This is a genomic window from Candidatus Avelusimicrobium faecicola (genome assembly GCA_900540405.1).
GTDB lineage: Bacteria > Elusimicrobiota > Elusimicrobia > Elusimicrobiales > Elusimicrobiaceae > Avelusimicrobium > Avelusimicrobium faecicola.
Genome location: UQFW01000007.1, coordinates 25,458 through 35,710 on the forward strand (window position 1 = coordinate 25,458; position 10,253 = coordinate 35,710).

Annotated in this window: 11 protein-coding genes; 3 read left to right on the forward strand and 8 right to left on the reverse strand. The window is 51.8% G+C overall.

The window, feature by feature from the left end:
• Window positions 1–32: 32 nt before the first annotated feature.
• The 5 genes from ACQY18_RS01465 to ACQY18_RS01485 all read right to left on the reverse strand — a co-directional run bounded on the left by ACQY18_RS01465 (window position 33) and on the right by ACQY18_RS01485 (window position 5,589).
• Window positions 33–767 carry an NAD-dependent deacylase gene (locus ACQY18_RS01465; protein WP_176777737.1) on the reverse strand — a complete coding sequence of 245 codons (735 nt, stop codon included), beginning with the start codon at window positions 765–767 and terminating at the stop codon, window positions 33–35.
• Window positions 768–790: 23 nt separating this feature from the next.
• Window positions 791–2,116: a hypothetical protein gene (locus ACQY18_RS01470; RefSeq protein WP_428038573.1), complete on the reverse strand. Its 1,326-nt coding sequence runs from the start codon at window positions 2,114–2,116 to the stop codon at window positions 791–793.
• A gap of 135 nt (window positions 2,117–2,251) precedes the next feature.
• Window positions 2,252–3,703 carry an amino acid permease gene (locus ACQY18_RS01475; protein WP_428038574.1) on the reverse strand — a complete coding sequence of 484 codons (1,452 nt, stop codon included), beginning with the start codon at window positions 3,701–3,703 and terminating at the stop codon, window positions 2,252–2,254.
• 27 nt (window positions 3,704–3,730) lie between these two features.
• On the reverse strand, window positions 3,731–4,327 hold the full coding sequence (locus ACQY18_RS01480; RefSeq protein ID WP_176777734.1) for a pyruvoyl-dependent arginine decarboxylase: 597 nt from the start codon (window positions 4,325–4,327) through the stop codon (window positions 3,731–3,733).
• A gap of 62 nt (window positions 4,328–4,389) precedes the next feature.
• Window positions 4,390–5,589 (reverse strand): carbohydrate porin, encoded by a 1,200-nt coding sequence (locus ACQY18_RS01485; RefSeq protein ID WP_428038575.1) that lies wholly within the window; start codon window positions 5,587–5,589, stop codon window positions 4,390–4,392.
• Between the two features lie 210 nt (window positions 5,590–5,799).
• On the opposite strand from ACQY18_RS01485, the gene ACQY18_RS01490 reads away from it, so the two are divergent.
• Together ACQY18_RS01490 and ACQY18_RS01495 are read left to right on the forward strand one after the other, a co-directional pair.
• A complete protein-coding gene (locus ACQY18_RS01490; RefSeq protein WP_428038576.1) occupies window positions 5,800–7,065 on the forward strand; it encodes a DNA recombination protein RmuC in 1,266 nt (421 codons plus the stop codon).
• Between the two features lie 45 nt (window positions 7,066–7,110).
• A complete protein-coding gene (locus ACQY18_RS01495) occupies window positions 7,111–7,422 on the forward strand; it encodes a hypothetical protein (RefSeq protein ID WP_428038577.1) in 312 nt (103 codons plus the stop codon).
• Window positions 7,423–7,529: 107 nt separating this feature from the next.
• Here the strand turns inward: ACQY18_RS01495 and ACQY18_RS01500 are convergent, their stop codons facing one another.
• From ACQY18_RS01500 to ACQY18_RS01510, 3 genes are read right to left on the reverse strand one after another with little or no spacing between them, the layout of a single operon-like run.
• On the reverse strand, window positions 7,530–8,150 hold the full coding sequence (locus ACQY18_RS01500; protein ID WP_428038578.1) for a hypothetical protein: 621 nt from the start codon (window positions 8,148–8,150) through the stop codon (window positions 7,530–7,532).
• A 10-nt stretch (window positions 8,151–8,160) separates the two neighbouring features.
• On the reverse strand, window positions 8,161–8,559 hold the full coding sequence (locus tag ACQY18_RS01505; protein WP_428038579.1) for an anti-sigma factor family protein: 399 nt from the start codon (window positions 8,557–8,559) through the stop codon (window positions 8,161–8,163).
• Window positions 8,556–9,131: a sigma-70 family RNA polymerase sigma factor gene (locus ACQY18_RS01510; protein ID WP_176777728.1), complete on the reverse strand. Its 576-nt coding sequence runs from the start codon at window positions 9,129–9,131 to the stop codon at window positions 8,556–8,558. Before ACQY18_RS01510 ends, ACQY18_RS01505 begins: the two co-directional genes overlap by 4 nt.
• A 371-nt stretch (window positions 9,132–9,502) precedes the next feature.
• Here ACQY18_RS01510 and ACQY18_RS01515 point away from each other — a divergent pair.
• Window positions 9,503–10,253 (forward strand): hypothetical protein (locus ACQY18_RS01515; protein WP_428038580.1); only part of this gene is annotated, 751 nt, incomplete at its 3' end.

Here is a 10,253-nt window from a genome sequence, read left to right on the forward strand (position 1 = left end):
ACCCCCGGCTATGCCGGGGAATATTTATTTTTCTATCCGTTTATTTCTTTTTCCAAAGCGGTAAAAAACTCCGTGGCTTTCATGGGAAAGTACAAATCGCTTACGCTATCCGTATAGGCGGATTTAAGGGTGTTTACCTCTATAATTTTGGCGCCGTTTTCTTTGGCGGCAAGCGGCAAACTGCACGCCGGCATTACTTGCCCCGCCGTGCCCACCACCAGCATAACATCCGCCTGCGCGGCCAGTTCTTCACTGGCGGCATACACACGCGGGTTGATACCCTCGCCGTAAAAAACAAAATCCGGCTTGAGAACCGTTCCGCAAAAGCACACCGGGGGGATTTCGTCCAAATTTACATCTTCCGTTTGGTATTTGCGCAAGCACCGCGGGCAAGAAAGCGTATGAATCGTACCGTGGAACTCCTGCACGTTTTTAGAGCCCGCCGCCTGGTGCAAACCGTCAATATTTTGCGTAATTACGCCTTTTAATAAACCTTTTTGCTCCAAATCAGCCAGTACAAGGTGCGCCTTGTTGGGGCGCGCCTCGCCCATACTGGAAAAAAATATTTTTTTCATTTCCTGCCAGGATTCCCGCGGGTGTTCATAAAAAAAGTTGATTTCTATAAATTTAGGGTCATATTGCGTCCAAAGGCCGCCTTTACCCGTAAAAGGGGGGATGCCGCTTTCCACGCTTACACCCGCCCCGGTAAACGCCACGCCAAAGCGGGCATTTTTGATTAAATCGGAGGCTTGTTGAATAGTAGACATAAAAGTATTGTAGCACTAAAAAATTAATCGTTCAAATCCGTAAGTACGGGCAGGCGGGCGGTTTCGTTGCGGCGCTCAAAATAAGCCTCCGCTTGGGCGGCGGGAACAGGCTGTTCTTGCACGCGGACAACTTTGCCCGCTTGGTAAACGGCGCGCACCGCGCGGTAAGCGTTTCCTTGCCGGTAAACAATCAGCCAGGCGCCTTGTTTGGTGCCGTCCTGCGCGCTGAACCCGCGCACATACACTTGCGCATTGGGGGGGAAATTCCACTCCATTTGCAAATCCATACTCATAGCGGCAACCGGGCCCCAACTTTCATAAAGCAAGGTGTGCGTTTTCGGGGTGTCGGGCGTTAAGCTCCAAAGCGTTTGAACCCCTTTAGAAAGGCGGCGCTTGACCGGGGTAATTTGCGCCACTTGCTCCACGCCGTCCGTATAAAACGCACTATTTGGGCAGAAACCGGCAAACGCGCGCGGGCCCTTTCCATAGCGCCCGAGCAAGGTAAGAATGCCCTCCGTTTCCGCACAGCCGATAGGGTCATACAAGCGGCGCATAATGCCTTGGCCGGGGGTACTGGTTTGGTGCAGGGGGTCTGCGTTATTGGCGGTATATTCGTCCGCCAAACCGAAAGCGTGGCCCAATTCGTGCGTAATGGCGGCAAAATAGGTGGGGCCGTCGTAAGAATACAAACGGTTTAATTGCCACAGGTGGCGTTGGTCGGCGGGCGTGTACGGCTCTTGGGCGATACGGTTTAACAGGGGGAGCCGTTTAGCCAACACCGCTTTTTGCTCCGCATTTAATATATGTACGGCTATCCGGTCTGTATCCGGCAACAGGCCCGCATAGCGGGGTATTACGCAAATAAACGGCGCGGCGGATTTGTAATCTTCCATATAAAAAGCGGTTGATTTACGGAAGTAAGTTTCACAATAATTTTTAGAAATTAAAATGCTGATGTCCGCCTGCCGGGGCGCGCCCGACGGCGCAAAATAATCTGCCCCCGCCGGGTGGGCGGACAAATCGCACGCTACTTGCTGAAACCGGGCATTTTTTAAGAGAGGGATAACGGCGGAAAATTCTTTACCGCGGCCCGCCGTTTCTATTTGCAAGGCTATGCCGTAAGTCCACTCTTTCAGCGCGGCGCGGGTGTAGAGGGCCGCTTCCGGGCGGGAAATATCCAGAGCTTCTTTGGCGCCCAATTCCACGCAATAGGTAATGGGCTGTTGTTTGGCTAATTTGTCCGCCAAAAAAAGCGACGGTTTAACGGCCACGTTTTCCAAATGCCCAAACGGGGCCGCCCACGCAAGCGCGGATACACACAAAGCGGACAAAATAAAAAAGATTCTCATACATTCAGTATATCCGTATGAGCCGCACGCCGCAAGGGCCAAAAGACCCATTTTTTATATTGGGCCCGCGTATAGATAAAACACAGCCCCGGAGGCGTACTCTCCGGGGCTGTTTGGTCTGGGCAAGCACGCGGACTAGATTTTTACCAGTCCCCGCGCAAAAACGTACGCCGCCACTACCGCAAATGCAATCAGCAGGCCAGCTACTTGCTTTTCCCCACTGGTAAAAACAACCGGGGCCCCCTGTTGGCGGCGGGAATACACATACAGCGGTATTCCCAACGCTAAAAAAATCACCGCCAGGAACAAATACTTAATGCCCGCCGCATACACCAGCCACACGCCGTACACCGTGCCCACCAGTGCCGTAAACAAGGCTCCGGCCCGCCCGGTGGGCGCTATTTTGGCATATTCGCCGTCTTCCACCAGTTTCCACAAATAGCCGGTACTGGCCAAATACGCGGGCAACACCATGACCCCGGTTATGGAAAGCATGGTATTCCACGCATTGTTGGAAAAATACACCATTAAAATAGCCAGTTGCATTAAAATACTGGTCACCCAGAGCGACACGCTCGGCGCGCCGTTTTGGTTTTCCCGTGCGAATTGCTTAGGGAACGTGCCGTTTTGGGCGGCCGCCGCCGGGATTTCCGCCGCAATCATCGTCCAGGCTAACCAACTGGAAAGCACCGCAATCAAGAGGCCGATATTCATCACCCACGCGCCCCACGGGCCTACCACTTGTTCCAATACGCCCGCCGTGGAGGGATTCGCCACCGCGGCAATTTCCTCTTGCGTTAAAAAGCCGTACGGCAAGAGGGAAAGCCCCATATACACCACCAAGCACCCCACAAACCCTAAAAAGGTGGCTTTGCTGACGGCGGCTTGGCTTTTGGCCCGGTTAGAAAGCACCACCGCGCCTTCTATACCGATGAATGCCCACAAGGTGACGAGCATGGTGCTTTTTAATTGGGCGGATAAAGAGCCCAGGTTTTTGCCGTTTTCTGCCAAATGTCCCCAAAAGTTATAGTCAAACTTATCCAAATGAAAGACAAACAGTAAAATCAGGCAGAATAGCAATAAAGGCACCAATTTGCCAATCGTCCCCAATATATTTAATATGGCGGCCTGGCGCACCCCGCGCAAAACCACCCAGTTGAACCCCCATATCAGCACGGAACCGCACACAATGGAAAGCAAGTTATTCCCGCCTGCAAAATAAGGGGGGAAAAAGTAATTCAGGGCGTCCATGGTAATTACCGCGTAGCCCACATTACCGAAGATTTGGCACAGCCAATACCCCCAACCGATTGTAAACCCCACATAAGGGCCGAAGCCTTCCCGGGCGTACATATAAATACCGGCCGTCAGGTTGGGTTTCACGCGGGAAAGCACACTAAAAGTGTTGGCAATAAAATACATTCCCACGCCGGTAATCAGCCAGGCCAGTAAAACCGCCCCGGCGCTGGCCCCTGCCGCCATATTTTGGGGGAGGGAAAACACACCTCCCCCAACCATGGAGCTGACCACAATACACGCAAGCCCTATTACCCCCAGCTTGCCTGCGTTATTTTGTTTGTCTGCCATATTTTTTACCTCCCCCAAACCTCGGGTTTATTTGCCCGATACCGGCTCCGCATACCGGAAGTTCAAAAACCCCATAGCCGTTAAACAATACGCAAAAGGCTGGGTAATGTTTATAAAGTTATGCCAGATTTGGAACTCGCTATGTTTTTCCACCCCGCGGATAGCCAGCTCGTGCCGCAGGGATTTGTTCAGCCACATTTTGGCGTGACCTTCGGCAATTTCGTTATCAATAGGCGTATCAAAATATTCCACATATTCGGCCGCCCATCCGCCTACTAAATTGCCTTTTTTGTCTTTACCCCAGCACACGCCCACGCCGGTAGCTATGGCCTTGTGGTCCTCTATGCGCGCGCCGTTTCCGGCCATAATTACTTCCAGCACCGCGCCGTGCTTAAAATGCGCGGCCACTTTATCCACCGGCAAAATATTGCCGAAAAGCTCTTTAGGCAGTACGGACGTATAAGGCACAATGTTGAAGTTTTCTATTTTGGCCTGTAAAAGCGCGCTGTCATAACAGAATGTTTCAAACGGTTGTGGCGGGATGCCGTCCGCGGCCTGCCCGGCTCCCCCGGTAATAAACGCTAACGTCGGGTAGCGCGTCCCTAATACAAAGTCTTTTTCCATAATTAATCTCCTTTTACTGCTAATTTACCCCCTAGTGCGCTTTTCCTTATACGCACCCGGTTTTACAAATTAATTCCCGTACGCAAGCTGAACACCGTGGCACTTTTGCGCCCGCCGGAAGCCGTTTTCGGGTAGAACTGAATATCCGGCGTGATGGTAAAAAACCGCCCGATACCCCAAATATATTGCATTTCCAGAGCGCCTTCCCCATGCGCGGGGGGATAAAACCCGCCGTTTAAGCGGTTGTACGCGGCCCCGATAATCAGCGCGTCCTGCGCGTTGCGCTCCAGCGGGTTGAGCCACGCCGCGCCCACCGCGTAAGAACGCTTGACGGCCGTTGCCGCACCGCTTGCGCCGTTGGCCCGGGCAAAAACGGCCCATTTTTCACCCAAATTTTGTTGGGCGTTCAGGCTAACGCCAAAGGAATACTCGTCCTGCCCGCTCACCGCCGGCTGATAATAAACGAGCGCCCCGTATTGCCCCGCGCCTAAGCGCCCCTCGGGGTTCCATTGGGCAGAGCCGAACGCGGTATAATGCCCGTCAAACGCGCTACGCAAGCGAATGGTTTGCCCGGAAAGGTTGCTCGCATCTTGGTATCCGATTGAAAAGCTCCACGCGCCGGGGGTAGATTGCACATACGCCCCAAAGCCCGCCGTCGGATAGACCGACGACGCATTTTGCGCCAGTGCGTAATTCATCAGCGCCGTTTGTTGGTTGGAAAGGTACGGCGTGCCGTCAAAATTGTATAGCGGGAACTGCCCCACCGTCACGCTGAGCCAATCCCAGGCGCCGGGCAACGTGTGCGTATAACTGGCTTGTGAAAAAAACTCCTCCGAGGACGGATAATCGTTAAACGCCAAGGCTTGCCCGGTGCGGTTTTGCAGGGCAGAGGCCGGCGCACCCCAATAGCGTATTAAGTTGTAATTGACGTTGATTTGCCCGCGGCCCCAAGCGCCGTCTTGCCATAAATTCCACGTCAGGTACGGATAATAGATACTTTGAATGGCGGTTCGCTTGCCGTTGGGTGCGGAGCGCTCGGCGGTAAATGAGGCATCCAGCCCCACACTCAGCCCCCATTCTTTCTGCAGGTCTTGCTTAAAATGCAAGTAATCCGTGCCGAATGCGCTGGGCGCATCTGCCCCCAAAGTGCGGTGTGCCGCCAGGCGTTGTTCGTGCCTGACGGACGGCACCGCGGTTATTTCGGCCGCCTGTAAAACTCCGGCGGATACCAACACTGCAAAAAACATTCCCCAGTATTTCATTTTTACCCCCTTTTATGGTATGGGTTTAGCATAAAAATTTACGCCTTGCCCGCACAACGCGCAAAATGGGTTAGTTTTTGGCGCCCGACGGAAGTTTTTTCACTTTTCATACAAAATAACCCTTTTTGGAACGCGCAAAAACGGCTTTGTTCAAATAAGTTATAATAAAAATAATGCGCCCCGCGCGCACCATGAAAAAGGGGGAAAAGTATGACTGTTTTATATATTCTTATCGCTTTGGCGACCCTGGCGGGCACTTTTTGGGCCGGCTATTTACTGGGGGGCAAACCCGCGCAAAATGCGCAGGCGCAAAACGACGCCTTGCAAAAAGAATTAAAAGACGCCCAAAACCGTTTGCACTCGGCGGAGCTTGAAAAATCCACCTTAGAAGCCCAAAAAGCGGCGCTGGACGATTCGCTCACCCAACAAAAAAACTTTTTTACCCAAATACAGGGGGAAACCAAAAACGCCATTAAAACCATGGCGGCCGAAGCGCTGAAAGAACAGCGCGCGGAACTGGTAGCCAAAAACAGCGATTTATACGCCCCGCTGAAAACCAAACTGGACGAATTTACCAAACAAATCGGAGATTTGCGCAACGAAAGCACTTCCCGCCATGGGGATTTGAAGCACGCCCTGGAGCAAACCCGCCAAATGAACGACAGTTTAGCCAAAGAAGCCAAAGACCTGACGGAAGCGCTCAAAAACCCCAAAATGCAGGGCAACTGGGGGGAAATGATTTTGGAAAACGTGCTTACTTCCGCCGGGCTTGCGGAAGGAAAAGACTATGAAAAGCAGGCGTTTTTCCGCGGGGAAGACAACTCCCGCAACTACCCGGATTTTTTAATCCGCCTGCCGCAAGGGCGCACGGTGGTGATAGATTCCAAAATGTCCCTGGTAAATTATAAAAATTGGGCCGTAGCTACGGACGAAACCCAAAAAGCGCAGTTTTTGAAAGCCCATGTAAAAGATGTGCGCGCACACATTGACGAACTATCCGATAAAGACTACCAAAAGCTGATTAAAGCCCGCGGGCTGGACTTTGTATTTATGTTTGTGCCCATAGAATACGCCTATTTTGCCGCGTTGCAGGCAGACCCCGCCTTAAACGATTACGCCCGCCAAAAAGGGGTGTCCGTCGTCACGGCGTCCAACCTGTTTGCCGTAATGCAGGTGGTGGAAAACCTCTGGCGCATAGAACGCACCAATAAAAATATGGATAAAATTTTAGTCTTGGGCGAAGAAATGCACAAGCGCGTTAAGCTGTTTGTGTCCCGCATGGAAGACATCCACACCAAACTGACCGCCACCCAAAAAGCCTACGACGGCGCCATGACCACGCTTACCGGCAACACGGGCATTATTAAATCGGCCGTGAAACTGGAAGAAATGCAAATCAAGCACGCGGGCACGCTGGCCGATAAATTAAGTGCGGAGGGCCCGCTTCTGCCCGCGGAGCCGGATGTCCGCGCCTAAGCGTTTTTTTATACAATATATTTAGCATTAAACAGGAGCTTAAAAATGAAAAAAATTATTCTACTTGCCGTGGTAGCCGGGGCGGCCGTTTTGACGGGTTGCGCCAGCACCTCCAACAATACTACGGTTTCCAATCCGCAAATTTTAACGCTGGACGAAGCCTTGCAAAAATCGGCCGAAACGCGCCAAAAAGTATTGGATGCCAAAAAATCGTACGAAGCCGCCAAATCTGCCCAAAACAGTGCCGCGGCCAATACGGCGGCGGAACTGGGCAAAGCGGCCTTGAAAGAAAAAGTCAACACCGCCAAAAGCCAAATTGAAGCCGAAAAACAAGCGTGGAAAGACGTGCTTAAATAGTTTGTATCAAGCATAAACTAAAAACGGGCCCCATACAAGCGGGTCCGTTTTTTTGTGACTTCTTTATTATTTGGTGACTTCTTTGTTATTTTACCGTTGGCTAAATACTAGCGTTCCTCCGGGGCCGGCGGCGGGGGGAGGATTTCTCCGCCGGGGCCGAGCGGCATAGGGCCGTCTTTAGGCATATCCGCACCGTGCGGGCCGTTTACCTCGTCCCCGGGGCGGGCGCCTTTCTTAAAATGCCCTTTGCGCGGGCCCGGCGGCGGGGGCAAAAGTTTATCCTGGAACAACACTTTCAAATCCCCGTTATCGTTAATCACGGCGTCGGTTTTTTCGTCCACCCAAGCCGCTTTGGTGTTTTCGTCCTGCGCGGCGGCAAGCTCTTGCTCCATTACGTCCAAGCGGGCCTTAAAATTATCTAATAATTCCCGTTTGAATTTGAACTGGTCTTCGCGCACTTGCGCCACCAGTTTGGCAATTTCCGCCTTTTTTTGGGCGGCTTTTTTACTGCCCGGTTTAGCCTTTTTATACTCTTGGACTAATTTTTCCACCTGCTCTTTGGTCTTTTTGAACTGCACTTCGCGTTCTTTGTGAATTTTACGCATTTCGGCGCGTTTTGCATCTTTTACAGCCGCGCGGCCGTCTTTATGCGGGTACTCCCCCAAACATTCCGCCCACGCCGGAGCCACCAGCCCCGCCATAAGCAACATTACGAACCATTTTTTCATTTGCCACCTCCTAGAATTCTGCTTCCAGTTGCGCTAAATCTAACGCAAAAGTTTGGTAATCTTCTTCCAAATGGGTATTCATATAAGCCATTACTTCCCGGCTGTCATATCCGGGGCGTTCCTGCCACATAAGCCCGCCCGCCACCAGCACCGCCGCCAGCGCACACGCCACCCACGCCGGGCGGAAAAACGCCTGCCAAAATTTAGGTTTGCGCGTGGTTTTGGCAAACAGCGCCTCCACCACCGGGGCCGGAGCCGCCGGGGCCTGCCCCGGTTCCTGCGCGGCCTGCCACAAAGTTAGCTCGGCCCGGCACGCACGGCACGCCGCCAAATGCCGTTTGAAAGCGGACTCTTCCTGCGGGTTTAACTCCCCGGCCAAATAAAGCATTATGTTTTTACATTCTTTCATAAATTTTCATCCCGTAAAAATGTTTGTAATTTTTTGATAGCCCTGTGCCCATCCGCCAACACCGTACCCAAAGGCACGCCCCGCGCGGCGGCAATTTCCTTAAAAGACATATACGGCCTTAAATAAATAATTTCGCGCTGTTTGGGGGGCAATTTTAAGGCCGCCCGCCGGATACGCTCCCCCAGCTCCGCCCGCTCCAACGCCTGCAAGGGCAGTTCCTCGCCGGACGGTAAAACCTCGTGCAACGGCTCGTTGCCGTCTTCGTCCGTTTTATCTAACGAAAAATCCTCCGGCCTGTCCCTAAAATAATTCAGCACCCGGTTGCGCGCCGAACGGAACAAAAACGCCTTAAATTTGCCCTGCGCGCGGTAATTTTCGGCCTGTTTATACACGCTTAAAAACACTTCCTGGAATAAATCGCCCGCCGCGCTTTCATCCGCCACCAAGGCCAAAATATATTGGTACAGCGGGTTTTTATAGCGCAGGACTAACTCCTCAAACGCCGCGGGCTCCCCCCGAACAAAACCGTCCATTAATTCATCATCCGTCAACTGTGCATAATTTTTGGCCATACTTTATAACACCAAAACCCGTAAATTTATTGCAAAAAAATATTTTTTCAAAAATATATTTCCAATTTCCAACAAAAATTATATAATTTTTAAGTTATTTGTTTTTGCCGGGCCCAATTAAAAAATAGGTCCTTTGGCCCTTGCGGGCAACACGCAGAAATTCTAACATATATTATTGTAATACTATGACGAACAAAATTATCCTTTCTCCCAAACGCTTTTCTATTTGCATGCTAATTAATATTAGCATGTCTATCCGTTTTGGCGAATGCGGTGGTTTTGTAAAATAGTATTTAGATTGATTTTTTATAAACCCCGCTCCTATATAAAAAGGCAAGCGGGGTTTTATTTTTTAAGTGACAAGGATATTCATGAAAAAATTACTTTCTTTAGTTCTTTCTGTTTGTTTATTAACCGGCTCTTTTACTCCGGCATTAGCCGGGGCCGCCCAAAGTGCAAGCGCCCAACAGGCGCGTATTCAAACCGCGCTGGAACGGGCGGATATAAAAGCCAAACAAAAAGCCGTATCTGCGGGCGAAATTTTGCGCACCGCGGCGGCGCTTTCCCAACCGTATGATGCCTACCAAGCCTATAAAACCACCTTTTTAGAGGAGCTTTCCGCCGTAGAAAAAGAGGCCCTGGCCACCCACCCGCAAAATGCCGCTTATATTAAAAAAGCGGTGAAAGAATTGCGCGCGGAAAAAAACATCCGCCACAGCTGGAAAGTGCTTTCTGCCTCGCCCGCCTATAAAACGTGGGCGCAGGAAAACGAACGCCGCGCCCGCGCTTACTTAAAAACGCTCTCCCGCGCGGCCGTAAAACTGGCGCAAAAATACCCGGCCAAACACCAAAATTTATTAACCCAAGCCCTGCCCGCTTTTGCCGCCGCGGGTGCGGTGGAACCGGCCCAAAAACAGGCGGCCGGAGCCTTACTGCGCCGAATCCTCAAGACCCAAGGAGTCCAATGCCGGGGCGGGGGAAATTTGCAAGCCATCAAAATACAACTGGGCAATAAAACCGCCGCCGCGGCGCAAGCCAAAAAATGCCAACAGGTGTTATCGGCCGTGTATGCGTTGGGCGTTTTGGGGGCGGACGACAGCAAATTCCAAAGTGCGGATGCGG

Bases quoted from the DNA above. Each gene is read 5' to 3' on its own strand.
- ACQY18_RS01465 (WP_176777737.1), bottom strand. From the start codon at position 767: ATGTCTACTATTCAACAAGCCTCCGATTTAATCAAAAATGCCCGCTTT.
- ACQY18_RS01470 (WP_428038573.1), bottom strand. From the start codon at position 2,116: ATGAGAATCTTTTTTATTTTGTCCGCTTTGTGTGTATCCGCGCTTGCG.
- ACQY18_RS01475 (WP_428038574.1), bottom strand. From the start codon at position 3,703: ATGGCAGACAAACAAAATAACGCAGGCAAGCTGGGGGTAATAGGGCTT.
- ACQY18_RS01480 (WP_176777734.1), bottom strand. From the start codon at position 4,327: ATGGAAAAAGACTTTGTATTAGGGACGCGCTACCCGACGTTAGCGTTT.
- ACQY18_RS01485 (WP_428038575.1), bottom strand. From the start codon at position 5,589: ATGAAATACTGGGGAATGTTTTTTGCAGTGTTGGTATCCGCCGGAGTT.
- ACQY18_RS01490 (WP_428038576.1), top strand. From the start codon at position 5,800: ATGACTGTTTTATATATTCTTATCGCTTTGGCGACCCTGGCGGGCACT.
- ACQY18_RS01495 (WP_428038577.1), top strand. From the start codon at position 7,111: ATGAAAAAAATTATTCTACTTGCCGTGGTAGCCGGGGCGGCCGTTTTG.
- ACQY18_RS01500 (WP_428038578.1), bottom strand. From the start codon at position 8,150: ATGAAAAAATGGTTCGTAATGTTGCTTATGGCGGGGCTGGTGGCTCCG.
- ACQY18_RS01505 (WP_428038579.1), bottom strand. From the start codon at position 8,559: ATGAAAGAATGTAAAAACATAATGCTTTATTTGGCCGGGGAGTTAAAC.
- ACQY18_RS01510 (WP_176777728.1), bottom strand. From the start codon at position 9,131: ATGGCCAAAAATTATGCACAGTTGACGGATGATGAATTAATGGACGGT.